Origin of the sequence: Actinomyces sp. Z16 (assembly GCF_003111765.1) — a bacterium.
GTDB classification, from domain to species: Bacteria; Actinomycetota; Actinomycetes; order Actinomycetales; family Actinomycetaceae; genus Actinomyces; species Actinomyces glycerinitolerans.
This window is the reverse complement of record NZ_CP027862.1, coordinates 2,530,249-2,553,864: the sequence shown is the minus strand read 5'-3', so window position 1 is coordinate 2,553,864 and position 23,616 is coordinate 2,530,249. Positions and strand designations below refer to the sequence as shown.

The following is a 23,616-nucleotide window of genomic DNA, read 5'->3' as shown; positions in this document are numbered from 1 at the left end:
CCGTGCAGGAATCGCCGCGAGACGAGCCCCGTCGTATCAGCTTCACGCCGCCGGTGCCCGACGGGCCGGATCGGCCCTGGACGCGCGGGCGCCGCACCCGCTGGTGGCTGGTGGTGCTGGCCGACACGATTTCGGTTGCACTGATCGCCTGCTTCGCTGCCGCGTCGGCGCATGACCTGGCTCAGGTGCCCGGACTGCTCGTTCGCGGCGCGGCGGCCGTCGTCGTCGCCTGGGCGGTCACGTGGCTGGTGCGCCGTCCCGGCGACAACCTGGAGGTGGGCTGGCCGGACGGCGGCTGGATCATTGCGCTGACCTGGGCGGCGTGGACGGGCCTGTATGCCTGGGGTGCTGCTGTCGGCGCAATTCCCGGAGCCGGTGGGGTGGCGTCGTTCGCGGTGATGCTGGCCGCATTCCTGGTGGTTTTCTGCGGCGGCTGGCGCTGCCTGTACGGCTACGTCAAGGCGCACGACTCGTTGGTCCCCAAGGGCGTGCAGCGACGCCTGGACGCCCAAGCCCGCCGCGACCGGCACGAGTAGCACACTGCAACCGGCACCGGTGGCGTGCCGAGGAAGTAACCGGTATCAATCTCCGGCGATCTCTCGCAGCGCGGCGACGTGATCCTCGAATGCCTTCAGACCGCGCGGGGTGAGCGACACCCAGACGACGTCCATGGAACGGACCACGCCGTAGTCGCGGTGGCGGCGGATGTAGTCCGCCTCCTCCAGCGCCTTGAGCTGCTTGGACAGACTGGCATCGGACAGACCAACCGCGTCACGCAGCGCGGAGAACTTCATCTCGGTACCGGTCCACACCAGGGCGCCGTCGTTCACGGCCCCGACGGACTTTAGTGTCGCGCAGATCCGCAGGCGGCTCAGCGGGTGAATCACGGGGTCAAGCACGACTGCCCTCCGGCCAGACCACGGCGGCGCAGTACCAGGCGTGAGCGGTAGCGAGCAGCACGAGCACGCCGATCAGCACCGGATGTATAGACGCCCCCCGTATGACAGCGCCTACAACCAGAACCCACGCGGTCAGGCTGTTCCGCTTCCACCACTGCCGGTCGGTGCCGATCAGATCGTCTCGGGTGCGGACCCCGGGGCGGAGGAGTTGGTTCCGCAGCAGTACATGTATGAGCACGAGTGCGGCGAGACCGCCGAGCAGCACCCAGTAGTGCTCGGTGAGTAGGGCGCCGAGCGTGGTGCCGAAGGCAATGGCGAACAACGCGACCGCCCAGGTGGCGGGATGCCATTGCGCGGCCGCACGCTCGGTGGCGGCGACGTCGCGCAGGCGGCTGCGCGCCTCGTTGGGGGACATGGCTGACGATGGGGATGAGGACACGACTACACCTCACTTTCCGATGTGGAAAGTATTATGTTTTCCGTATTGGAAAGCAAGGGGTGTTGTGTTGTTGGTTGAGTGGTCTTTCCGGTTTGAGAGCGGGGCGGCGCGCGCTCGGCGACGAGCACCCGTCCGGCGGGGCCGGTTCCGGCGTCCCGGCGGGCGTGACGGGTGGGCGGGGCGTGCGCACGATGAATCGCGGTGGATTGGGAGTGACAGTCCGTCTGCTCGGGTCGACGGTTCGGCACATCCGGCGACGGTTCGTACGTTCTGGTCGACGGTTCGGCACATCCGGCGACGGTTCGTACGTTCTGGTCGACGGTTCGGCACATCCGGCGACGGTTCGTGGGGTAGGGGTACGAACCGTCGTCGTTCATGCCGAACCGTTGGTGCTACCTGACGAACCGTCACCGGAACACACGAACCGTCCACCCCCTGACGCCACCCCCATGACGCCGCGCCCTGACGCCGACCAATGATGGCCCGCGTGCCAGAGCCCTCCGACACACCGCACTCGGCAGTCCGCCTGGCCCGCGCCCGGCGGTGTGGGCCGGGCTTCAGGCACGGGGACCTGGTCCTGTGGCCCGGGGTTGGTGGGGCCCGTGTACCTCGGCCGGCTGTGCTTCCGTGAGACGGGTGTCATGTCGTTTTACGACCTTGGGGTGCGAATCACGACCACCCCGGGGTCGTAAACCACACCCCAAGATCGGAAACCAGCACTGACCAGCGCTTCGCACTTGAGCTTGAGGATGATGCGGCCGCTCGGAACAGCGCTGCCAAATCGGAAGAACCGGTTGAGGCTCGTGTCTTGGCGCTCCACTTCGACCGACCTCGGTGCGGACGCCGGTCCCGGCAAGGCTAGGCGAGCAGGTCCCGCAGGGCGGGAGCCAGGGCGCGCAGGGCCTGGCCACGGTGGGAGATGGCGTTCTTCTCCGCCGCACTCATCTGCGCCGTCGTCCGCCCGGAACCGCCCGGGGCGTCCTCTTGAACCGGCACGAAGATCGGGTCGTAGCCGAAGCCGCCGGCGCCAACCGGCGCGTGCAGCAGCCGACCGGTCATGGAGCGCTCCACCACGGTCACTGATTCCGGCTCGCCGTCCCGGCCCGGCACCACCAGTACCGCGGCACAGGTGAAGCGCGCCGTACGATGCGGGTCGGCGACGTCGGCGAGCTGTCCCAGCAGCAGTTGCAGGTTGGCCTCGTCGTCGCCGTGGCGGCCCGACCAACGGGCCGAGAAGATGCCCGGCGCGCCACCTAGCACATCCACGCACAGCCCGGAGTCGTCGGCGACCGCCGCCAGCCCGGTGGCCTGGGCCAGGGCGCGCGCCTTGAGCGTGGCATTGGCGGCGAAGGTCAGCCCGTCCTCCACCGGCTCGGGGGCGCCGAGTCCGGCCGAGGAGATGATCTGCTCGGGAGCCAGTCCGTCCACCAGCGGCGTCAGGATTGCGCGCAGTTCGGCCAACTTGCCGGGATTGTGACTGGCCAGCACAAGCCGGGCACCTACGGGCACGGCCACCGAACCGTCGGCCGACGGCGTCGCGGCCTGCGCCGGGTTGAGCTGAGGTGCCACGGTCAGCCCTCCTCGACTCCGGCCGCCGGGCCGGTCCCGGCGGGGGACTGCGCCGCCTGCTCGGATGTGGACACGGTGAAGGGAACGTCGTCGGGACCGGCCAGCACGCGGGCCTGCAGTGCGGCCAGCTCGGCGTTGCCCTTGGTGGCCAGGTCGAGCAGGGTGCCGAGCTCGGTGCGGTCGAAGGGGGCGTGCTCGGCGGTTCCCTGCACCTCAATGAAGTTGCCGGCGCCGGTCTGGACCACGTTCATGTCGGTCTGGGCGCGCACATCCTCCTCATAGGGCAGGTCGAGGCAGGGGACGCCGTCGATAATCCCCACCGACACCGCCGAGACGGAGTCGGCAATGACCGGCTTGCCGGCGCGAGCCTTGACGTAGCCGCGGCGCGTGCCCCAGGCGACGGCGTCGGCCAGCGCCACGTAGGCGCCGGTGACGGCGGCGGTGCGGGTGCCGCCGTCGGCCTGGAGCACGTCGCAGTCCAGGGTGATCGTGTTCTCTCCCAGCGCGGCCACGTCCACCACGCCGCGCAGGGAGCGGCCGATCAGCCTGGAGATCTCGTGCGTGCGGCCGCCGATCTTGCCGCGTACGGATTCGCGGCCGGAGCGCTCGGAGCCGGCGCGCGGCAGCATCGCGTACTCGGCCGTAACCCAGCCCTCGCCGCCGCCCTTGCGCCAGCGCGGCACGCCCTCGACGAATGAGGCGACGCACAGCACGCGCGTGCGGCCGAACTCGACGAGGACCGAGCCTTCGCCGTTGACTTGCCAGTTGCGGGTGATGGAGATGGAGCGCAGCTCGTTGGGGGAGCGGCCGTCCTTACGGGTCTTGGTGTCAGTCACGCGCCCCAGGGTACCCGGGGGCTGGATTCGGGCCCGGGACCGGCGGACGGCCGGTACGGACGGCGGCAGTCCGGCATTCGTCTCCGCTCCGCCGACACCGCTGGTCGAGGCCAAGTGGTGCTGGATTTCGCGCACCGTCATTCCGCCGGCGTACAGGGCGGGTGATCACTCTCATCCAGGCCACCCAGCGCGCAGCGACCTTGGCGGGCAAGGGGGATGTGGGCTCCGACGTCGGGGCAAGATGCCCGCCAGGGGTTCAGGTCCGACATGGGCGGCGCTCCTACAGGCCAGGTCCAGACCTACCTGAGAAGCCCCGCATAGGGAGCCAACGCGCTTCCCTGATGAGAAAGGCTCACTGCTTTCCAGGCCGACATCTTCCTCAGAAGCGGCTCGCTTCAACGCTCACCCGCTCAGGCGGCGTTCGTAGCCTTCTCCGTGACATGAATCTTCTTGTCGATGAGAACGGCGCAGAGCGCGAGTATGACGAAGATTGCAGTCTTACTGATCACGGCCTGAACAGGCAGATCGACGCGCCCAAGCATCTGGACAACCGTCTGAAACACCAGAACCACGCCGACGCCCAGGCAAACTCGGAGCAGAAGCCGCAGCAGCACGTACCCGGTAAACGTCCTCCTCCGAAGATGTCCGATCGTCAAGAACATGAGCGGGGCAATAATGCCCATGTCGACGACGTAGGTCACTTCCGTTGTATAAACCTCGATGAGATCGAGTGTGCCCGAGGTCAGATAAGCGCCGACGATGTCGGGCAGCCAGGCCGCTAACAAGGCTGATCCCGTAATCACCAAGAACGCGACCGCGCCCTTCGGAGTAGCGTATTCGAAGTCCTCCGGCCGCTCCCTCAGAAGGCTTAGGGACAAGGTGACGGTTCCAAAGAAGGATAGCGAGAGCAATGCCGTGTACAGTAGGTGCAACTCGTTGAATGTCACTCCGAATGACATGCTAACGGCGTAATAGAGGGCGAGAGAAAAGAATGCGAGGAGGTTTATGCGACTGCCCATTTCGTCCCGCCTGCGGTAGTCGGCGACCACCTTTACAGCGAACGGCACAACAACAAGAAGCCAGGCACAATCCGTGCCGATGAAGATTGTCGCCTTGAAGTACGAGTCGTGCTCGTATACTCCGCCGCCCCACATCTGTATTGACTCGCCGTACTGGTTGAGGGTCTCATGAGGCGCTCCCGCAGGGAAGGACAGCAATCCCGCCCCGGCGATGACGACAATCAGCGCAATAGACAGGGATGCGAGCCAGGTCAGGCCGCTGCCGCCCGCACCGTGTGTTCGTCGTGGCTTCACCCACTCCGATTTCCCTGTCCCGGCCATGCGGATCCTCCCGCGAACGTAAACGTAATCGATCACCGGCCGCACCTTGCGTCTACATTGCACCGCCGACCGTCTGCCGCGGTGATCATAATGGTCACCCCTTGAACAGTACAAGCCTCCTTGGGGAAACAGGGTACAAGCGCCTGCTTCTGCTCAAGAAAGGAGCAGTGACCGGCAGACCTGGCGGGCGGGCCCTGTCTGACTGCGACCCGGTGGCCTCGGTGGGGTCGAAGGGCGACCTCCTTCTGGCGTTGCTCTGGCCGAGGTGCTGAACTCGCTGTGCAAGGCCGAGCTGATCCTTGGGTCGCCTCTACCTCGAAACAGTCGCCACAAAACCTGTGGCTTGATACTGGACACAAAGCTCTCCCACAACGAAAAGCGCCCACCCCGCAGGGTGAGCACGCTTCGTTGGTTGAGACGACCCCTACACCGACTTCGCATCGTGCGAGTTCGTATAAGGTCGTCATGGTGCGCCTCGGCATGCTCAACACTAACAACTGGGCGCCCCTGTTGCGGTACTTGAGACGGCTCGGGGAGCCGACTGGGGAGGGCGAACGAGACCGTCTGGTCGAACCTCCAAGCAGCCCGGGCTCCAGCGAGGCGGATGCTTCCATCTCGTCTAGCCGTACTGTCCGTCGAGTCACTCACGCGAAGCACCGTCCGGTGTCCGCCCAGACACGTGACGCCATCTTCCAGCAGGCGGGCAGCGGCCTCAGCGCTCCGGAAGTGGCTAGGCGGTACGGCGTTCACGAGGGCACCGTGCGCGCCATCTGGCGCAAGCCGAACAAGCGCGAGCGCACAAGAGGCCTACACCGCTTCACCGAGGAAGACCGCCAGCGGGCACTGGAGCTACGCGCCCAGGGTAAAACCTTCATCGAGATCAGCCTGGAGCTAGGCTTCGAACGAAGCACGGTGCGGAAGCATCTGGCCAAGGAGTGAATCCCTTCTTCAACGGGTACAAGGATCCGCGCGTGAGCCCAGCGAGAAGATGAACCCTAACCCCTCAGGCTTTACCCATAGGTTCTATGGCAAACGGCCCTCCGCATACTTCTTGCACTTGCAGGACTTACAGTTCGTAGACACATGCATGTTCACGGCAAGCCTATCCAATTGACGAACGGAATGTTCTCCAACAGAATGCCCACACTTACACAGAGGGATCATAGCGAGACACTGTTGATCTGGCTTCAGCCGAATCTTTCTGCTTAGGACCATGCTGCCATCGTCGAGACGCACGTAAGCAACCAACGGTATCGGATTCCCTGGAGCGTTTTCCCAACTCGCATACCGTTTGACTGCCGCCTCATAGTTTTCTAGCGCCCACTGCGGCGGCTCGTCGTCAGAGTTATGACAAATAGGTTGCGGGACTTGCCGAGAAACCCTCCTGCCACGGTCTATTCCAGTATCTACTTTAACCATCAGCGTGGAGGTCCGCAGCGAGTCTTCGGAGTTCATGCGCGTCGGCACTCGCCGAAACAGCCACGTTGCCCTCGGACACATCTTGGCAGGCATGACACCGATGCTGTGAATATGACGCTCGACTTCACCATAGTTGGTGACTTGGACGAAGTATCCTGGATCGCCAACCGCTCTCATAAGATCAATACGCAACCCTTTTGGCGCCCACACGAAGGCTGGGAGGGTTCTAAACAAGAACACGACGGCCGCCGCGATGACAGGAACGGCTCCAATGACCGTCGCCCAGTTTGCAGCATCGCTCAGCATTAAGCACTCCGCCTCTCGATCAGTGCGCTAGTTCTCGTTTGGCCCAAGCTAGGTAGTCTCTTCGCATCTTCTGCCATATATTCTTCCAGTTTCGTTCGTCGTGCGCCGGCGAGATCGGATGCTCAGCGAGGATCTGACAGGTAATCCAACCAAAGCGGGTGTCTTGACAGGCCAAGGCCCGCGTCTCTAGATCATACCAATCGCCACCCTCGCCGAGTGGCTCGCCCAGAAAGAGTGCCGCACGCCAGGCGTCCAGGAGCGTGGATGCTTCAGTGCTTGCATCCACGATTCCTTTGCCTTCCCTGGTCAAGTCAATAGGGATTGGACCGCGTGGCTTCAGTTCGTGACATCTACGGCAAAGGCCTCTGAGATTATCCAATGCTATAGAACCACCTTTAATGTGATCAACTTCAGTAGCCTCCACGGAGTTACAAACAACGCATAGCCCATCGTTGCGCGCAAGGACCTGTTGTCGGATGTCTTCGGGCACACGAGGACGTACGTACGCAAGGTCAAGTGCTAAGAAGTTGATGTTGTTATTGAACATCGTCATCCTAGTCATGAGGTCTCGTATTCTGTCGTCGCGAATTACGCCGCGCACATACCTCACCATCTCCGCCTGCTTCTGACAGTGCTGCGAACAGAATGCTGCGTTTTTGAACTTGACCGTCGCAGGGTCAAGCGCCTGTAGACAGTTGGCGCAGACACCCACGCGCCATGATAGGGAGGGCAGAGGTGAGTCCATACACGGAGACTGCCACCGCTACACGCGAACGAGGCGCCTTTGCCAGTTGCGTTCTCACTACAAACGCAGCAGACCACCTTCTATGTCAACAGCGCTTTGCGCCACCGCCTCGCCTGGATCACCTCACTCCATCAGCTCCCGTGGGTCCACGCCGATCTGTTCGGCGATGCGTTCGAGGCTCTTGAGGGTGAGGTTGCGTTCGCCTCGTTCGATGCCGCCCATGTAGGTGCGGTGGACTCCCAGGAGGTCGGCGAAGGCTTCTTGGCTCAGGCCTCGCTGGAGGCGGTAGGCACGCAGGTTGCGCCCAACGGTCTTCTGTAGGTCCCCAACAGCCATGACGTTGAGCCTGAACGGCCGCTACTTGAAAGTCTACAGACTTATGAGTATCGTCGACGGGCATGGAGAGGCTCTAGCGATGGGAGCGAAGCCGGACCCGAAGCTCCCAGGAGTCATCTGCCCGGAGTGGTGTACCGCAGACCATCAGATTCAGTCACCTGACGACCTGCTCCACGAGGCGCCGGCCCTGGCAGTGCCCTGCGTGCAGATACAACGCGCCCGGGGTGATGGCTCGCCGGCGCGCAGTGCAGTGCCAGCCGAACTAAGCGTCGTGCAGTACCAATACCACGGTGATACGGAGACCTGGGTGTACATAGGAGATGGGTTCACTGGCCTGGACCTGAGTCTTGAGAGTGCTCGCAGACTGGCTGTGGAGCTGAGCGCCTACCTCGACGGCCGCGTATGAATCAGCCGTCCGGGGCCACGGTTCAACCGTGGCTCGTTACTCCATGAATAAGGGCGACGCGTTGGGCGCCGCCCCTTCGGATCAGACGGGACCGTCTGGGTCTACAGCGTCCGCCTTCCTCTACGCCGAACCGCTGGCAGGCTTCAGTGACTTGGACTCCACTACGCGCAAACGGCGATCCAGATCCTCGTAGAGACGGTGGTCGGCGGTCTCGCGGCTACCTTCCTCGAGGAACACGTCATGGCGCAGTGCAGCGACCTCCTTGCGGATCTCCTCCTGGTCGGCCTCGAGCCTCTTCTGTCCGGTCTGCAAGTCCTTGAAGCGCTCGTCCATACGCAGCTCAAGATCCCTGACAACGTCCACCAGCGTCCGGTGGTCCTCACGCATGGCGGCAAGCTGCCCGTCGATCTGCTCGAACCTCTCATCGACACGTATGAACCGCTCATCAATCTGTTCGAAGCGTTGGTCGACCTGCTCGAACCGCTCATCGATCTGAGCAAACCTCTGGTCGACCTGCTCGAACCGCTCATCGATCTGAGCAAACCTCTGGTCGACCTGCTCGAACCGCTCATCGATCTGAGCAAACCTCTGGTCGACCTGCTCGAACCGCTCGTCCATCTGCTCGAACCTCTGGTCAATCTCCTTGAAGCGCTCATCAACACGCTTGAACCCCTCAGCCATCGTCCGGGCAAGTTTGTCGACAGTGCCGGCTATAGTGTCCACTTTGGTTGTCAGAGAGTCCACCCTGTCCGCCAAAGTATCTACTCTACCGACTAGAGTGTCGACTCGGCCGTTCAGTACTTTGATTTCCTTCGCTAGATCGTCATTTGTCATACATCCATTTAAACACAAGCTCGGAGTGAATACAATATCAACGATATCTACCGTCAACTTGCCTTGCGTAGGTAGCCACGACAACTTCCATTATTGGACTTGGTAGACTGCGCCCCCAGGCTAAAGCATCGACCATCAGCTGTCGCTGTGTCATAGCGAAACACTGGATAGTCAACGCGCGCCGCTGTATGTCCTCGGCGATCTGAATCGGAGACGATTAAGTAGTACTATTTGAGTTGTATTGTACTTGGATTGTCGAATGATTGCTGCTATAATCAGAGCATAGATGAAGAAACGAAATACTCAGTCATTCTCTCGGCGCTTACTCCGGATAAAAGCGGCGTTGGTGGCCGTGTCTCTAACGCTGGCTGGTGTCCTTCTCATGTTGCTGAACGGCTGGATGGCGAATCTCGACCTAGGCCCGTGGTCGTGGATGCAAGCGCTACCGCTAGGCGAGCTAGGCGGAACACTATTCGGTGCCGGCTTGTTGAGTACTCTCTTCGAGTACACCTTTCGGCGTGACCAAGAGGAGTCCACGGTTGAGCGGTTCCGCCAGATCATTCGCGAGCAGGCTCCATCCATGCGTGACGCAGTGGTCGAGGGCTTCGCTATTCACCCTGACGATCTTAAGCGGGTCGCCAATCCCGAGCTGCTGGACGACATCGCTAGCAACGTCATGTCACTGCGCCTGGGCGATGAACAGTTCGCTCGAGAGATCTACGCAGACATCCGTGACCAAGCCTTCCGCGCTTCCGAGCGGTGGTACGACGTCGAAGTTCATGTTCGGCTGTCTAGTGCACTAGACAGGAGTACCGCAGGTACTCCTGTCTTCGACGTTACTGTGGAATGGGAGTACACCACCATCCCGAGTAGTTCGGTGCGCCGCTTCGCATGCGTGTCAGATCGGGAAGAGTATCGCGAGCTACTCTTGGACCGACCTGCCACCTCGCCATGGCTCATGCAGAACCGTCCTGGCGTTGATGCATCCAGTCGCGATTCCTACGAGTTCCTGGAACTCACTGTCGACGGGCGCCCGCAGAGCATACGCCGCAGCAGCCGCAAGACTGGCCAAACCTACAGCGTCCGCCTTGATGCGGCAGCGTGCAGCGGCGAGCCGGTACGTATCCGACAGGTGTTTCGGGTAGTGACGCCAACTTGGGGACACCGTCTTTACTTTGAACTTTCTCAACCTTGCAGAGGCTTGTCCTTGGATATCGACTACACCAATACCGACATCGCATACTTGACACTAAGTGACACCGTGGCCACCAGTCGCTCCGTGCAGATCACCAGGTCGCCAACGAACGTTGCCGGACGCGTAGTCTCGATGGATCTGCCGGGGTGGCTAATGCCTAGGAGCGGTTTCTCGGCAACCTGGACGCTAGAGTCAGAACTGCCCCGCGACGAGCAACGCCGCAGGGCAGCCTGATGAAATGGTCCAAGCGCTCAGTCGCCGCCGCCCTGCATGACACTCACCTCCTGCTGTTGGCAGATTGTCTAAACATATGCTACTTATAAGTAGTACGGGTTGGCAAGTTGCCGGCGGTGGTCAGCGCGTCAGTCCATAGACCACGACATCATGCCGCACGCCGCCGTGTCGGTAACGGCCAGTCAGCGTGCCCTCGTATGCGAAGGCGAGCCCGGCAAATAGTTCCTGCGATGCCTTGTTGGTCGCCAGGATCCAGGCCTCCAGCCTCAACAACCCAAGCTCATCCAGCGCCCAGGAAATGGCGGCTTCCGCGCCTGCGCGCCCGTAACCACGTCTGCGGTCTTCTGGGCGCCAAATGCAGATGCCAACCTGCGCAACACGATTGCGCCAGTCGATGGCATGGATAGACGTCTCGCCAACGAGCTGACAGTCGTCCGCCAAGACAAAACTGTAGGCCTGGGCGAGCTGTGGACCCGCAGCGTCAACGATCTTGCGCCGGAGCTCGGCGCTACTGCGCGGGCGCCAGTACGGCGGACCATGCTGAGCCAGCTCCTCCCAATCGTGACAAGCTTCCAGAACCTGGGGAATGTGATGCTCTGCCAGAGCGTGAAGGTTGACGGGCATCAGACACCCCTACTGGTCCGGCGGCGTGAGGCGCGGATTGGGTCGCGCCGGAGCAAACATGCTACTCATAAGTCTGTAGACTTTCAAGTAGCGGCCGTTCAGGCTCAACGTCATGGCTGTTGGGGACCTACAGAAGACCGTTGGGCGCAACCTGCGTGCCTACCGCCTCCAGCGAGGCCTGAGCCAAGAAGCCTTCGCCGACCTCCTGGGAGTCCACCGCACCTACATGGGCGGCATCGAACGAGGCGAACGCAACCTCACCCTCAAGAGCCTCGAACGCATCGCCGAACAGATCGGAGTAGACGTGAGGGAGCTGATGGCCTCCCTTGACTGAGGGTCGATGCACGGAGGCGAAGGCGCCACGGAGTACTGTTCATGCATGACGCAGGTTAACTGGGAGATCCACGGCGGGGAGCAGATCGAGAAGTTCGTCGCCGCGATGATCCTGCTGCGCAATCCGCACGGTAACCTAATCACCCCATCGCAGGGTGATCGCGGCGTCGACATTCAGGTCGAGTCATCTCCCGGCATCTTTGATATCTACCAGGTCAAACGCTACTCTAGCCGACTGAAAGGCTCGCAGAAGAGCAAGATCGCACGTTCCTGGCGCACGTTTATCGAACAGACTGTGCCGCGAGTTACTGTCTCGTCGTGGAACCTTGTTCTTCCATGCGACCCGACACACGAGAACCTTGCGTGGCTCAAGGATCTCACTGCCGAGTCCGGAATTAAAGTCAACTGGATCGGCCGCGCGCAGCTCGATGGGTGGGCTTCTGACATGCCGAAACTGGTCGACTACTTCTTCGGTGATGGCAAGACTCGCACGGAGGAATTGCTTGAAAAGGTATTCGCGTTGGTCAACAACGGTCAGAGCGTAAGCGCCAACAGCGGTTCAACGATGCTTGATGGTCTGCTCAACAAGATCGATACGATCAGCTCGCTCTTGGATGAAGTTGATCCGTTCTACCGCTACGAGTGCGAAATTCGTCGCGGCTGCATCGATGAGTACACCGCCGCAGAGTCGCTCTTCAATACCACTCACAAAGACGCTTTCGCGGTATGGACGCAACGAGACAGTGATGATCATTACCTCCTCCTACATATTATTCCGCGGTGCCGCGAGTCTGCACAACTTAGCCCCATCTCAATGGACATGACACTGAAAGCCGATCCCGGTACAGCCCAGCATGAAGCATTGCAGAATTTCGTACGTTACGGGGTGCCACCCCAGAACATCGACGTCGATATCACGAATGTAGTGTCTCCGCCAGGCGGTCTGCAGCCCGGACACGGTACCATCACTCTGTTCGACGTTCCCTGTTCTGACACGCCTCTACCTCCGCTTGAACTCGCGCTCACCCCTTCCGCCGACGAGGATACGGTAGCGGTTAATATAGAAAGACTTACTGCAGGATCGGGCATTATAGAAGGAGGCTGGCACCTTACACTTATCGACGAAGCGCGAGTATTCGAACTGACTATGTTGTTCGTGTCACCCAGAAAGGCAAGCACATTCCAATTCCGCCGCGCCGACCTGACCGGTCGTATCCCGAGCGAAGTAATATCAAGCCTTCGGTTTCTCCGCCGCCTGTCTGAGGGTGGACGTTTGGAGCTCCGCGTACGAGGCGGCGGAAAAGTCCTGCTTTCACTCGACAGCAGCGACGCGGAAGACGTGCGAGCGAAATCGGCTTACGGGGTGCTTGCAGAGTATGTTGGAGCACTCGCCGAAGTTCAAAAACATGTCGTTGCACCAATTCACATACCTCCGTTTGAGGCGCTTACCGGTTCGGATGTCGACGAAATAGTACGTGCCTCGCGCCTGCTACGAGGTGAGCAATTAACCGCGACATGGGACCACGTCGAGGTCGTCCCAAGAGACGCAGATAATCTCCCCGCGTCCATTGGCGAAGAGCAAGTCATCATCAACGAGCGTGGCTTCTACATCTCGCATCAAGGACAACAATACGACACCGGCCGCAAGCTACGAGTCGTCTATGAGTCAGCGCAACTCGTAACGGCAGACCGTTCCCAGGACGATGGGCAGATGCATTTCGTGCCCGGACACAGCAACCGTGCCGTCGTTGTGCTGCTTCCCGAAGAGGGCGTCGCCATTGAGCATACGTCCGCTCCGGGCAGTGAACCTCGACAATCTACCGAGGCCACCGGAAAAGAGAGACCACGGAATCAACGTCCACTAGCCTGAGGCTTCTCTGATGGATGTCACCACCAACCCGATCCTCGACCGCCTGAGCGATGCCGAACTCCTGTGGGCCAACGGCCGGCGGGAGGGTGCGTTCTTGATGGTGCTGGTTGCTGTAGCGGCCACTGGTCGCCTGGCTCACCCTGAGATCCGCGGGGATCGCGCCAACTTCGTGGCGTTCATGAAGGACAGCCACGACTGGACGATCAGCGTCGAGTACCGCGGCGAGCAAGTCGACCTCGACCACCTGTTCTACAAGTGGATGCGCTGCGAACTAGTGCACAACGGTGGCCTGCCGGTCGACCTGCAGATCAACGAGTCATTCGCCGGCCCGCGCCGCTGTGCCGTCCGAGCAGGCGGCGCGCCGGACTACACGGTGCTCGTGTCTCCTGGGTGGTACTGGTTCTTGGCGGAGTATGTGCGGTCGACCGTAGAACGATAATAAGCGCAGCAGCGCGTGTCGTGGCAGACCGGAAGCGCCGATACTCTCTACCCACATAATAGACCAAAGCCGTCACCTAAACACTTTGCGCGTACACCTCGCTCCAGACCCCAGCTGTGCGTTGGAATCCTGGCTCGAATGAAACAACTTTACGCGCTACGCGACACCTGCAAACGATTCTTTCTTGTATTTACTATTATGCCAACTAATTCGGCCAATAGATACGAGTCCAGATGCAAGAAATCCTGCGCTTAAGACTATCGTCGCCCATCCAACACTTAACACTACAATAATGGGAAGATTAAGCGCATAGACAACACACATGATAAACATGAGTGTAGCCAAGACCATAGTCCAGAATCGAGTGCGTGCGGAGGCTCTGCGTGCAATGTCATGTACTTGGCTTCTAAGTAAGACTGTAGCCGCAACTGTAGGAAGCACCGCTATTACGGCTGCGACGCCGTCATACGCCGTGAATGGCTCATGTATCTGCATAAGCACGATACACATCAAAATATAAACAGCGGCCAAGCATACTGCCGGCACGATTAGCGCAGATCGCATAGGCGTGTAAGCGATATCGAGCCGAACTTCAGACGTTCGCTTTACCACGCTGTCGCCCACGCGTACTTCAAGAAAACTAGGTGTAGAGGAAACTCGCGACATAGTCTTGTCCATACGCCGTTTTGAGGGGCTATCGTCTTTGACGGTGACATCATATAAATCGAAGGATGCTATGCGCATGCCCGCTGGCGCCTCCACGCGTATATGATAACGCCCGTCTAGACTGCTCGGATTTCCAGATCCAACCTCGTGCCTGTAAAAGGCGCGGCCGAACTGTGCAGGACCAACTTCGAACCCGCTGGGGTAAACGAACCTACACTTGATGACTTGTTGACCGCGACGACTAAAACAGTCGACGTAAACTGCGAAAATGTGGTACTGCATAAACGCATCTAGATCGTTGACATCTACAGAGTCTAGAAAGCGCTGTACGTACGTATAATATTCGAACTCGGCCTCGTAATAGGAATCTATCTGCCTGTCTGACTCATTATCATCATCATTGGAATGCGGACGAGTCTCGCGTTCAAGCTCTTTCTCCAAGTCATTGAAGGCTTTCTGTTCGCCGTCCCGGATAGACGAAAATAGGTCGCGAGACAACCTTAGAAAGAGCTCCTGTTGGTCGGTGTCGCTGAAATCGGGTTTTGGAAACGCTTGTGTCAGCAAAATACACTCTGCCATATATGTGTTCACACTGCCGCTGACTACGGGCAAGCTTCTTCCGATGTCGTCAAAGGTGTCTAGATCCAATATCGGCGTCCGCTGTCGTAGGAGTAGTGGCAATGGAACCTGACCAGAGGTACAACCCACGTTGCATTGGTTAGCGACTTTACGGACTCTGTCGTTGTCAATCGTAAAACTGATTGACAGCTGAACTCGGTCGCGATCTAAGAACTTAACTTGATCAACCCTCCGTACCACCCAGGACCGTTCGCGCCAAAGCTCAGAAAAGAAGCGCCAGCTGTCCGGGGAGAGTTCTGCATATTTGTCCGCAACTACTAACGTCGAGACCACGTTGTCGACCTAGACTATTATCCAACGGGTTGTTTGTCGATCACTACAAGCCCACGGGAATTACAGATACCCAGGCAACATCACGTGGTAGATCTTCTCGAAGGTTCGAAGGACGCGATGCTCGTTTGCCCAATTCTTCGAGAACGCGCCGCGCCCGCTTGCAGCGTTCGCTTTTCATGTACAGTCTCATTTCTTCTAGCGTGTACCGGTGAGATTCACCTGAAGCGAACCGCCTGTCAATCTCGGCTACAAGCGCCTCCGGGTCTGGCATGTTGTCATCACCTGTTTCTATGCGTGGATCTCGGGCATTCTCTGTCATACACTACTATATATAACATGTACCGGTGCGGAAGTAAATACTACGTACGCACCTAGATGCTACTGGGGTATATTCAGTATTCCGCCAGTCGTGAAGCTAAAGAATATGGCGAGGTCTAGATTAGGGGTCGGAGCTGGGAGGGAGCGGGCAGCTTGCTGCAGGGTTTCGCAACGCATTATGCGGACGCCCTTCTGCGACGTCCACATGTTGTTGCTCCATGGCGCCTTAGCGCCGGCGGGCTTGTGACCCATGGCTACGCATACTACATGCTTCCTGGGTGGTCTGGGTGATTTCGTGAGCGAGTTGTGCCGTGATTCGGCGGTTTCGTGGGGTTTGGAGCTGGCGGCCAACTGCCTCTAGGGGCTGTGTGGCGGCGTGTCTGGCGCGGGGAGGCTCGCTTCCGGTTGCTGTCTGATCGGCCTCAGGTCTGCGGTTCGGTGTCTTGTTCTAGTCGTGCTTGGAGCTTGTTCCAGGTGACCATGCGGCGGCGGATGGTGTTCTCGGAGTACTTGCGGCGGCGGAGGAGGGCGCGGTACTGGGTGAGATCGCGTTCGGTGAGGTTGAGGACGTCCTTGTCGCGCTGGATGGCCCATTCGAAGATGTCTTGGAGGTCTGCCCAGTAGGCGCGGGCGGTGTGGTAGCCGTAGTCGAGGAGGATGTCTTCGCGTAGTTCGAAGAAGCGTTGCCAGCGCTGAGCGGTGTCGGGGCCGATGCCTGGCGGGAAGTCCATGAGGTAGTCGGGGTAGCGGCGGACGTCGGTGGCGTCGTCGGTTGGCGTGCCCGGCTCGGGTACCGGACTCGTTGGTGGGGAGTCGTTGGCGGGTTTGGCTTGTTCTGGTGCGGCTGAGGCTTCGTGGCGTGCTGGGGTGTCCGGCTGGTTCGACATGGGGCGATCGTACTCTTTCGGCGCTCTGTTTGGTGTTATCACGCTTATGCTTTGCGGCGTGATTTCAACGGTTTACCTTGGTTTGTGTCCGCATCGGCTGTTATCAGCCTGGCTGCAGGGGTCTGGCGGGTCGGGCGGACGTATCGGAGGGGATTGAGCATGTCTGGTGAGCTGGTTTCGCAGGTGCCGGAGGCGTACTCGACGGGTGTGATGCCGTTTGAGGGGCCGTCTTCGCGGGCGGTGGTGCGGGCGTCGCGGCGGGAGGTGGATTCGGTGCTGGGCCGGGCGCAGGTGGCGCATACACGTGATCAGGCGCGGGCGGTGCTGGCGTCTGGGGCGCTGAGTAACACGGCGGCTCTGGTGGGGTTGGCCGAGCAGTGCTATGAGTCCGCGCCGGCTGGTGCGCCGTATTACGAGGCGATCGTCAAGGCGTACGGGCTGGGTGCGGCGCGGGCGATCGCCGGCTTCTGAGCCCCAGGAGCGTTGGTGAGGTGATGGTGATGATGGGTTTTCTGGCCGGGGTGTTGGTGGGCGCGGCGGTGTTGGCGCTGGCGTGGTGGTTGTGGCGGGAGGATGGAGACGGCGCTTCTGGGCGTACTGCTTCACCCCGGCCGCGGCCGCCGTCCGGCCCGCATGGCGCGGGGTTGGCTCGGCGTGGCGCGGAGCGTGAGTGTGAGGCGGTGCGGCGTCGGGCGGCGCGGTTGAGGTTCGAGCAGGACGTGGCGGCGCTGCTGGCGGCTCGGGCTATGCAGGAGGCGGCGCGCCGTTTCCGGTGCCGGTAGCCGGCTGGCTTGCCTGGCACGGCGTTCGGACGGTTGCGGAGGTGGAGTCGCCCGCCGGCTGCCTGGGTGTTGTGAATTCTACAGCAAACACTTTGGTCGCCGCTTAACTTGAACCAGAGCAAGCCGCATTGTCCGCCGTCATCTTTGAGCTCCTTGTTGTATGGCCTCTTGGGGTTGTCGTGTCGGCGGGTAAGGCTTAAGCGGGACTCTTGTTTATGGGTGCTTTGTGTGCGAAAACTAGGTCAAAGCACGTAATCGGAAAGGAGAAATGATTATGAGCTACAGCGACGAGAACACGAAGATCAGCCAGCGGGATGGTGTGCCGGAGGGTGGGTTCGCCACGATTTTGGTGGATCCGCCGTGGCCGGGTCAGGGCGGTGAGGCGCACTACCGCACGATGAGCCTGGAGGCGATCAAGGCGATGCCGGTGGGCCAGTTGGCGGCTAAGGATGCGCATCTGTGGTTGTGGACCACCAATGGTCTGCTGCCGCGGGCGTATGAGGTGGCGCAGGCCTGGGGGTTCACGGTGCGTAGCCCGCTGACGTGGGTGAAGTTTCGGCTGGGGTCGTCTGGGCGCTATCAGCTGCGCAATGCCACCGAGCAGTTGCTGTTCTGCACCCGTGGTACGGCGCCGTTGGGTAGCCGGTCGCAGCCGACGTGGTTCAACGCCCCGGTTGCGGAGCATTCGCGTAAGCCGGCGGAGCAGTTCGCAATTATCGAGCGGGTCAGCCCGGGTCCGTATTTGGAGTTGTTCGCCTGGCGTCGGCCGGAGTCGCGCGCGGATTGGGCGGTTTGGGGCGATCAGATCGATTCCGACATCCGTATCCCCGGCTTCCCGGTTCCCCGCTACAGCCAGCGCGCCGGTGGCTGCGTGAAGGAGGTTCGGTGATGGGTGCCCGGTGGTTTGATGAAGGAGACTCGGATGAGTGGGGATTCGAGGGGTTGCCTGTCTGGGAGCCTTCTTCGCGGCGGCGTCGGGCTGATCGCCATTGCGATCGGGTTGAGGTGGATCGTCGAGCTGCTGCGAAGCGCTTGGATGTGGCTCGCCGGCGCAGCCGTAGTGGTCGGCGCCATCGTCGTCGTGGTGGTGTGGTGGCAGGGCCGCTGGTGAGCCGGAAACGGAGCCGGCTGTGAGTCGCCGTCGTCGTCATGCGGGAGGCCGTCCGCCCAAGTCGCGTCGGGTGCGCGTGGTTCCGGTTAGGACCGATGCGCTTGATCATCGGGCTCTGGCTCGGATCCTGATCGCCTTGTTCGCCCAGGCCGCATCCGACCAGTCCGACAACATCACTGAACGCGAAGACCGGGGGACGCGCGCCTCGCAGGGAGGCGGGCGGCAATGAGTGGCCGTCACCGGTTGCTGTGGCGAGGTATCCGGTTCGCGTTGCCGCTGGATGCGGCCACGGCTACCGGTCTTTTGGAGCGGATCGTGGTGGACCCGACGCTGGGCCGAGTGGTGCTGGAGGCGCGTGGTCGGGATGGTCGTGCCCGCTATCTGCTGGGCTCGACTGTCGGTGGTCGGTTGGATGCGGTGGTGCGTGAGCTGGCTCCGGGCACGCGCATCGTAACCGCTGCGGATTCGACAGGGCGTGGATCGGTGGATCAGGGGCTGCGGGTGGTGGCATGCCGTGCGGGCCTGCCGCTGTCGGCTGAGCGTTTGGAGGCGATCGCCAGGGCGGTGCTGGCGGCGTTGGCTACTACAGGCGCCGGTGAGGAGCTGGTGCTTCAGGTCATGATCGGCCCGCGCTACCGCCCTAGCCTGGCTCAGGGCACGCAGCCGGTGGGTTGGTTGGAAACGCTCGGGCTGATCCCGCCGCCGTCCGCTGGTGGGGAGAACGGGCGCCGGCGGCGAGCACAGGCCGCTAGCCATCGGGCCGGCGTGACCGTACGGCTGGGTGTCAAAGCGGCCTCACCGCAGCGGCGGCGACTGCTGTTGCAGAGCCTGCTGGGTGCGCTGCGGGTGGCGGAGAGCGCCGGCGTTCATCTTCGCGTCCACACCGACAGCCCGGCCCGGCTGGATCAGGCTCGTCGCCCGTGGCGCTACCCGTTGACGTTGTCCGCGCGGGAGGTCGCCTGCCTGAGCGGGTGGCCGATCGGCCAGGCCGGGCTGCCCGCAACCGGGGCCGCTCACCCCAGGCACCTGCCGCTGCTCGAGCAGCGCGACACGCAGCGTGTCTTTGCCGCCGGGGTGGATGAGCAGGCCGACCAGCGCCTGGGCATCTCGGTTCAGGATGCCCTGTTCCATACGGTGCTGCTCGGCCCGACTGGCGCCGGGAAGTCCACCGTGATGGCCAACCTCGCCCTGGCTGATATTCGTGCCGGCCGCGGAGTGCTGCTGATCGATCCCAAGACCGACCTGGTCAATGATCTGCTGGCTCGTATTCCCCGGCAGCGGCACGGCGATGTGGTGGTGATCGACCCGACCAGCCCCACGCCGGTCGGTGTCAACCCGCTAGCCGCTACGGGCAAGCGGCGGGAGCCGAGCCTGGTTGCCGACACGGTGCTGGCGACCTTCAAGACGCTGTTCGCCGACGCCTGGGGCGTGCGCACCGAGGAGATTCTCACCGCCGGCCTCCTCACGCTCGCGCGCACCCCCGATTCCACCCTGGTGGACCTACCGCTGCTGCTGACCAACCCGGGCTTTCGGCGTCGGGTGGTTGCCGGGGCGCCGGATCCGCTGGGAACCGGCCAGTTCTGGGAGAAGTACGATTCCCTGTCTGACGCGCAGCGAATGCAGTGGATCGCCCCGGTGCTCAACAAGCTGCAACCGTTCCTGATACGCCCGCACCTGCGCGCCACGCTCGGGCAGACCGCGCCCGCCTTCGACCTGGCCGATCTGTTAACTAAACGCCGGATCGTGCTGGTAAGTCTGAACAAGGGGATTCTCGGGGCCGAGTCCGCTCGGCTGCTGGGCAGCCTGATCATCGGGCAGGTCTGGCCGCTGATCCTGGCCCGAGCCGCCCTCCCGGTGGGGCGACGTCACATCGTCAGCGTGTTCATCGACGAGGTCCAGGACTACCTGGCTCTGCCCGGTGATCTGGCCGACGCACTCAGCCAGGCGCGCAGCCTCGGGGTCGCTTTCCACCTGGCGCACCAGTACCGCGCCCAGCTCCCACCGAACCTGCGCTCCGCCGTGGACACCAACGCACGCAACAAGATCATCTTCGGTCTTTCCGCCGCCGACGCCAGCGAGATCGCACGTCAAACCGTCGAGCTTGAACCCGCCGACTTTCAGCTACTGCCGCGTTTTGGTGCCTACGTGCGCGCCATCCACCACGGCCACCCGAACCCCTGGTGCCTGGCCCACACGCTGCCGCTACCACCACCAGACGGCGACCCGGTCACGCTGGTAGCTGCCAGCGCCGCCCGCTACGGGCAAGACGCCCACGTAGTCGAGGAGCAACTACTGGAACGCCTCGGCCTCACGCAAGCCGCCGCCGGCCCGCAGCCCGCGCAGGGCCAGTCACCTCAGAGCCAGGCCGTTCGGGTCGCCATCGGTCGCAGACCCCGGCATGGAGGCACCTCATGAGCTCAAAGTCGTACCGGGAGAACGAGACGCATCGGCCGACCAATCCCCGCACCAATCGGTGCCGCAACCGCCCGCCTCCTGCCGCCCCGCCACGCCGAGCACCGCCGAACAAGGGAGACGACTGTCGGTCCATCTTGGACCGCCCAGCCCGACCCCGCGGCGCCCGCACAGCCCACTTACACCAATCAACGCCCATAAGGAGCCACACCCATGAGCACCCCAAGCACCAGCGCGCGTGTCGGACGTCGCCAGCTCCAGGCCATCGCCGACCAGCTCGACACCATCGACCGCCAGCTTCTCGGGCTGCTGGCTGCGCACCGCTACGCCACCACCCGCCAACTCGCCCGAATCATCAGTCTTACCGGCCGCTACGCCTCCGACCGCTCCGCACTGCGGCAAACCAGCCGCCGCCTTAGCCGACACCGCCAACTCGGCCTGACAGACCACCTGGAGCGGCGCATCGGCGGAGCCAAATCCGGATCCACCAGTCACGTCTGGCGCCTACGCGAGCCCGGACACCGCCTCACCAGCCCCGATGCCACCGTCAGGAAACGCACCAGCGAGCCCTCCTACGCCTTCCTGGCCCACACGCTCGCCATCACCGAAGCCCGACTAATCATCGAGCAAGCCGCCCACCACGCCGGCGGCCGACTCACGCTACTGGCCACCGAACCCGAATGCTGGCGGACCTGGCACGGTCCCGCCGGCACCACACACTGGCTCAAACCCGACCTCGAAGCCATCACCACCACCGCCCACGGCGACCAAGACCACTGGCTACTCGAAATCGACCTCGGCACCGAGAACCCCGCACGCCTACTGGCCAAATGCCACGACTACCAAGCCCACCTCAACACCGGCACCGAACAAACCCTCCGCGGCTACTACCCACAAGTCGTCTGGCTACTAAACAACCCCGACCGCGCCACCAGACTCACCCAGCAAATCACTGACCAGACCACCTTCACGCCGGGCCTGTTCAAAATAATCACCAGCCCAGAAGAACTCACGCGCCTAATTCAGAACGGACCATAAAACACTGAAGCACCAGCACGCCCAGGCGAAACGATCCGCCCAGAAAAACAGGCTTGACTCTTCGCCCGTTCTGAGCGTCAATGGAAGGAGAACAACCACCACACCGAAGTACATAAACGAAAGGAGAAAACATCATGCACACTCCCGAAGAAAACATAATTTCCGGCAGTCGAGTCATCGGCTACCGCCGTATCATCCCCGATGACAGCATCGCCAGTATTAGCCGCTGCTGCCAGCAGTACAGCCTCAACAACATCGGCCTCTATTACGACCTACCAGAGAGCAGCACCGGCATCGCCCGCGCCCTGCACGTCGCCACCGACCCCGCCAACAACATCCGCTACCTGATCACCCCGAATATCGAGCACCCCACCGGAGGCAGCCAAGAGCAGTACCGCCGCCTGATCGGCGCCCTGGCAGCCACCGGCCTCGGCCTGATCATCACCGAACCAGAACCCACCCTCATCACCGTAAGGAGCAACGCATGAGCACCACCGTCCCGGACCCGCTGGTAGCCATGAGCCAGGCGCTCACCCCGAAACGCGCTGTCTCCTACATTCGCGTCTCCACCCGTGAGCAGGCCGAACGCGCTGGAGCGGAGGAGGGTTTCTCCATTCCCGCCCAGCGTGACGCCAACAAACGCAAGGCTGCGTCCATGGGTGCGCTGGTGGTTAAGGAGTTCGTGGACCGCGGCGAGTCTGCCCGCTCAGCCAACCGGCCCGAGCTGCAGAAGATGCTCACCTACTTGCATGACACGCCAGACATCGACTATGTCATCGTCCACAAACTAGACCGCCTGGCCCGCAACCGGGCCGACGACGTCGAGATCAACAAGGTCTTCGACGACACCGGCGTGCGCCTGGTATCCACCTCGGAGAACATCGACCAGACCCCCGGCGGCATCCTCCTGCACGGCATCATGAGCTCCATCGCCGAGTTCTACAGCCGCAACCTGTCCAACGAAGTCCTCAAAGGCATGGGCGAGAAAGCCAGGAACGGCGGCACCATCGGCAAGGCCCCACTGGGCTACCTCAACGTCCGCGGCCGAGACGCCCAAGGCCGCGAGATCCGCACCGTCGAGCTAGACCCCGAACGCGCGCCCCTCATGCGCCAAGCCTTCACCGAGTACGCCACCGGAACCTGGACCATCAGGCAGCTGGCCGCACACCTTGCCGCCCTCGGCCTAACCATCCCACCCACACCACGCAAACCCGCAACCGCCATCACCGCCGGCCACCTCCAAACACTGCTCCGCCACCCCTACTACAAAGGCGTAGTCACCTTCCAAGGAGTCCAATACCCAGGCAAGCACGAGCCACTGGCAGACATCGAGACCTGGGAGAAGGTCCAACAGATCCTGGACAGCCACCGCAACGGCGAACGCCAACGCATCCACAACCACCACCTGAAAACCACCGTGGTATGCGGGCTGTGCGGCTCACGGCTCCTGGTCCAGAACACCAAGAACCCCCACGGCACCATCTACCCATACTTCGTCTGCGCCCGCCGCCACCGCCTCCACGACTGCAACTTCAAAGCAGTCCTCATCGAAGAAGTAGACACACGCGTCGCAGACCTGTACCACCGCATCCACCTCCAACCCGAAGATCGCCAGCTCATCGAGCAGTACCTACACGCCGAACTCGACCAGATCCACGCCTACCGC

The 23,616-nt window shown here is 61.9% G+C and carries 24 protein-coding genes and 1 pseudogene; 14 read left to right on the top strand and 11 right to left on the bottom strand.

The window, feature by feature from the left end; all coding sequences use genetic code 11:
• The first annotated feature begins 2 nt into the window (after window positions 1-2).
• Window positions 3-536: a DUF3054 domain-containing protein gene (locus C3B71_RS10615; protein ID WP_234415886.1), complete on the top strand. Its 534-nt coding sequence runs from the start codon at window positions 3-5 to the stop codon at window positions 534-536.
• 45 nt (window positions 537-581) lie between these two features.
• Here C3B71_RS10615 and C3B71_RS10610 read toward each other — a convergent pair whose 3' ends face one another.
• The 5 genes from C3B71_RS10610 to C3B71_RS10590 form a co-directional block, all read right to left on the bottom strand.
• The gene (locus tag C3B71_RS10610; RefSeq protein ID WP_073330740.1) at window positions 582-899 is read right to left on the bottom strand and encodes a transcriptional regulator; all 318 of its coding nucleotides are present in this window, start codon (window positions 897-899) and stop codon (window positions 582-584) included.
• Complete coding sequence (locus C3B71_RS10605) at window positions 892-1,338, bottom strand: hypothetical protein (RefSeq protein ID WP_139240933.1); 447 nt, start codon at window positions 1,336-1,338, stop codon at window positions 892-894. The genes C3B71_RS10610 and C3B71_RS10605 overlap by 8 nt, the downstream gene beginning before the upstream one ends.
• Window positions 1,339-2,196: 858 nt before the next feature.
• The gene (gene rdgB / locus C3B71_RS10600; protein WP_234415885.1) at window positions 2,197-2,907 is read right to left on the bottom strand and encodes an RdgB/HAM1 family non-canonical purine NTP pyrophosphatase; all 711 of its coding nucleotides are present in this window, start codon (window positions 2,905-2,907) and stop codon (window positions 2,197-2,199) included.
• A gap of 2 nt (window positions 2,908-2,909) precedes the next feature.
• Window positions 2,910-3,743 (bottom strand): ribonuclease PH, encoded by an 834-nt coding sequence (gene rph / locus C3B71_RS10595; protein ID WP_234415884.1) that lies wholly within the window; start codon window positions 3,741-3,743, stop codon window positions 2,910-2,912.
• 410 nt (window positions 3,744-4,153) lie between these two features.
• Window positions 4,154-5,119 carry a hypothetical protein gene (locus tag C3B71_RS10590; RefSeq protein ID WP_108967959.1) on the bottom strand — a complete coding sequence of 322 codons (966 nt, stop codon included), beginning with the start codon at window positions 5,117-5,119 and terminating at the stop codon, window positions 4,154-4,156.
• A 627-nt stretch (window positions 5,120-5,746) separates the two neighbouring features.
• Between C3B71_RS10590 and C3B71_RS10585 the strand changes: the two genes are divergently transcribed.
• On the top strand, window positions 5,747-6,022 hold the full coding sequence (locus C3B71_RS10585; RefSeq protein WP_234415883.1) for a helix-turn-helix domain-containing protein: 276 nt from the start codon (window positions 5,747-5,749) through the stop codon (window positions 6,020-6,022).
• An 805-nt stretch (window positions 6,023-6,827) separates the two neighbouring features.
• Here C3B71_RS10585 and C3B71_RS16950 read toward each other — a convergent pair.
• A complete protein-coding gene (locus tag C3B71_RS16950) occupies window positions 6,828-7,355 on the bottom strand; it encodes an HNH endonuclease (RefSeq protein WP_396027128.1) in 528 nt (175 codons plus the stop codon).
• Window positions 7,356-7,676: 321 nt separating this feature from the next.
• Entirely contained in the window at window positions 7,677-7,889 is a 213-nt protein-coding gene (locus C3B71_RS10580) for a helix-turn-helix domain-containing protein (RefSeq protein ID WP_108967957.1), read from the bottom strand.
• On the opposite strand from C3B71_RS10580, the gene C3B71_RS10575 reads away from it, so the two are divergent.
• Window positions 7,888-8,295, top strand: coding sequence for a DUF6907 domain-containing protein (locus tag C3B71_RS10575; RefSeq protein ID WP_108967955.1), 408 nt, complete (start codon window positions 7,888-7,890; stop codon window positions 8,293-8,295). The two genes, C3B71_RS10580 and C3B71_RS10575, sit on opposite strands and share 2 nt — an antisense overlap.
• Before the next feature lie 120 nt (window positions 8,296-8,415).
• On the opposite strand, the gene C3B71_RS10570 is transcribed toward C3B71_RS10575, so the two are convergent.
• Window positions 8,416-9,129, bottom strand: a complete 714-nt coding sequence (locus C3B71_RS10570; protein ID WP_108967953.1) for a hypothetical protein — start codon at window positions 9,127-9,129, stop codon at window positions 8,416-8,418.
• A gap of 286 nt (window positions 9,130-9,415) precedes the next feature.
• Between C3B71_RS10570 and C3B71_RS10565 the strand changes: the two genes are divergently transcribed.
• Entirely contained in the window at window positions 9,416-10,558 is a 1,143-nt protein-coding gene (locus C3B71_RS10565) for a hypothetical protein (RefSeq protein ID WP_108967951.1), read from the top strand.
• Between the two features lie 120 nt (window positions 10,559-10,678).
• Here C3B71_RS10565 and C3B71_RS10560 read toward each other — a convergent pair whose 3' ends face one another.
• Window positions 10,679-11,182, bottom strand: a complete 504-nt coding sequence (locus C3B71_RS10560) for a GNAT family N-acetyltransferase (protein ID WP_108967949.1) — start codon at window positions 11,180-11,182, stop codon at window positions 10,679-10,681.
• Between the two features lie 112 nt (window positions 11,183-11,294).
• Between C3B71_RS10560 and C3B71_RS10555 the strand changes: the two genes are divergently transcribed.
• Genes C3B71_RS10555 through C3B71_RS10545 form a run of 3 tightly spaced genes read left to right on the top strand, consistent with a single transcriptional unit; the run spans window position 11,295 to window position 13,824 of the window.
• A complete protein-coding gene (locus C3B71_RS10555) occupies window positions 11,295-11,516 on the top strand; it encodes a helix-turn-helix domain-containing protein (RefSeq protein ID WP_108967947.1) in 222 nt (73 codons plus the stop codon).
• 45 nt (window positions 11,517-11,561) lie between these two features.
• Window positions 11,562-13,385, top strand: a complete 1,824-nt coding sequence (locus C3B71_RS15940) for a hypothetical protein (RefSeq protein ID WP_146752350.1) — start codon at window positions 11,562-11,564, stop codon at window positions 13,383-13,385.
• Between the two features lie 10 nt (window positions 13,386-13,395).
• Window positions 13,396-13,824, top strand: a complete 429-nt coding sequence (locus C3B71_RS10545; protein WP_108967942.1) for a hypothetical protein — start codon at window positions 13,396-13,398, stop codon at window positions 13,822-13,824.
• 156 nt (window positions 13,825-13,980) lie between these two features.
• Here C3B71_RS10545 and C3B71_RS15935 read toward each other — a convergent pair whose 3' ends face one another.
• Both C3B71_RS15935 and C3B71_RS10540 read right to left on the bottom strand, forming a co-directional pair.
• Entirely contained in the window at window positions 13,981-15,081 is a 1,101-nt protein-coding gene (locus C3B71_RS15935; RefSeq protein ID WP_146752349.1) for a hypothetical protein, read from the bottom strand.
• A gap of 1,061 nt (window positions 15,082-16,142) precedes the next feature.
• Window positions 16,143-16,607, bottom strand: a complete 465-nt coding sequence (locus C3B71_RS10540) for a site-specific integrase (RefSeq protein WP_073330708.1) — start codon at window positions 16,605-16,607, stop codon at window positions 16,143-16,145.
• Window positions 16,608-16,766: 159 nt separating this feature from the next.
• On the opposite strand from C3B71_RS10540, the gene C3B71_RS10535 reads away from it, so the two are divergent.
• The 7 genes and pseudogenes from C3B71_RS10535 to C3B71_RS10500 form a co-directional block, all read left to right on the top strand.
• Window positions 16,767-17,078 (top strand): phosphoenolpyruvate carboxylase, encoded by a 312-nt coding sequence (locus C3B71_RS10535; RefSeq protein WP_108967940.1) that lies wholly within the window; start codon window positions 16,767-16,769, stop codon window positions 17,076-17,078.
• A 585-nt stretch (window positions 17,079-17,663) separates the two neighbouring features.
• Window positions 17,664-18,278, top strand: a complete 615-nt coding sequence (locus tag C3B71_RS10525; RefSeq protein WP_108969830.1) for an MT-A70 family methyltransferase — start codon at window positions 17,664-17,666, stop codon at window positions 18,276-18,278.
• A 33-nt stretch (window positions 18,279-18,311) separates the two neighbouring features.
• Entirely contained in the window at window positions 18,312-18,500 is a 189-nt protein-coding gene (locus tag C3B71_RS10520; protein WP_146752348.1) for a hypothetical protein, read from the top strand.
• A 225-nt stretch (window positions 18,501-18,725) separates the two neighbouring features.
• A complete protein-coding gene (locus tag C3B71_RS10515) occupies window positions 18,726-20,915 on the top strand; it encodes a type IV secretory system conjugative DNA transfer family protein (RefSeq protein WP_108967934.1) in 2,190 nt (729 codons plus the stop codon).
• A gap of 210 nt (window positions 20,916-21,125) precedes the next feature.
• Entirely contained in the window at window positions 21,126-21,950 is an 825-nt protein-coding gene (locus C3B71_RS10510) for a replication-relaxation family protein (RefSeq protein WP_108967932.1), read from the top strand.
• A gap of 134 nt (window positions 21,951-22,084) precedes the next feature.
• A complete protein-coding gene (locus C3B71_RS10505; protein ID WP_108967929.1) occupies window positions 22,085-22,438 on the top strand; it encodes a hypothetical protein in 354 nt (117 codons plus the stop codon).
• Window positions 22,435-23,514, top strand: a pseudogene (locus tag C3B71_RS10500) (recombinase family protein); the annotation flags it as partial. The gene C3B71_RS10505 and the pseudogene C3B71_RS10500, both read left to right, overlap by 4 nt.
• Between the last annotated feature and the right edge of the window lie 102 nt (window positions 23,515-23,616).

Excerpts from the sequence above, each read along its gene's own strand:
- C3B71_RS16950 (WP_396027128.1), bottom strand. The coding sequence starts at position 7,355 with ATGTTCAATAACAACATCAACTTCTTAGCACTTGACCTTGCGTACGTA.
- C3B71_RS10575 (WP_108967955.1), top strand. The coding sequence starts at position 7,888 with ATGACGTTGAGCCTGAACGGCCGCTACTTGAAAGTCTACAGACTTATG.
- C3B71_RS10580 (WP_108967957.1), bottom strand. The coding sequence starts at position 7,889 with ATGGCTGTTGGGGACCTACAGAAGACCGTTGGGCGCAACCTGCGTGCC.
- C3B71_RS10570 (WP_108967953.1), bottom strand. The coding sequence starts at position 9,129 with ATGACAAATGACGATCTAGCGAAGGAAATCAAAGTACTGAACGGCCGA.
- C3B71_RS10565 (WP_108967951.1), top strand. The coding sequence starts at position 9,416 with ATGAAGAAACGAAATACTCAGTCATTCTCTCGGCGCTTACTCCGGATA.
- C3B71_RS10560 (WP_108967949.1), bottom strand. The coding sequence starts at position 11,182 with ATGCCCGTCAACCTTCACGCTCTGGCAGAGCATCACATTCCCCAGGTT.
- C3B71_RS10555 (WP_108967947.1), top strand. The coding sequence starts at position 11,295 with ATGGCTGTTGGGGACCTACAGAAGACCGTTGGGCGCAACCTGCGTGCC.
- C3B71_RS15940 (WP_146752350.1), top strand. The coding sequence starts at position 11,562 with ATGACGCAGGTTAACTGGGAGATCCACGGCGGGGAGCAGATCGAGAAG.
- C3B71_RS10545 (WP_108967942.1), top strand. The coding sequence starts at position 13,396 with ATGGATGTCACCACCAACCCGATCCTCGACCGCCTGAGCGATGCCGAA.
- C3B71_RS10540 (WP_073330708.1), bottom strand. The coding sequence starts at position 16,607 with ATGTCGAACCAGCCGGACACCCCAGCACGCCACGAAGCCTCAGCCGCA.
- C3B71_RS10535 (WP_108967940.1), top strand. The coding sequence starts at position 16,767 with ATGTCTGGTGAGCTGGTTTCGCAGGTGCCGGAGGCGTACTCGACGGGT.
- C3B71_RS10525 (WP_108969830.1), top strand. The coding sequence starts at position 17,664 with ATGAGCTACAGCGACGAGAACACGAAGATCAGCCAGCGGGATGGTGTG.
- C3B71_RS10520 (WP_146752348.1), top strand. The coding sequence starts at position 18,312 with ATGAGTGGGGATTCGAGGGGTTGCCTGTCTGGGAGCCTTCTTCGCGGC.
- C3B71_RS10515 (WP_108967934.1), top strand. The coding sequence starts at position 18,726 with ATGAGTGGCCGTCACCGGTTGCTGTGGCGAGGTATCCGGTTCGCGTTG.
- C3B71_RS10510 (WP_108967932.1), top strand. The coding sequence starts at position 21,126 with ATGAGCACCCCAAGCACCAGCGCGCGTGTCGGACGTCGCCAGCTCCAG.
- C3B71_RS10505 (WP_108967929.1), top strand. The coding sequence starts at position 22,085 with ATGCACACTCCCGAAGAAAACATAATTTCCGGCAGTCGAGTCATCGGC.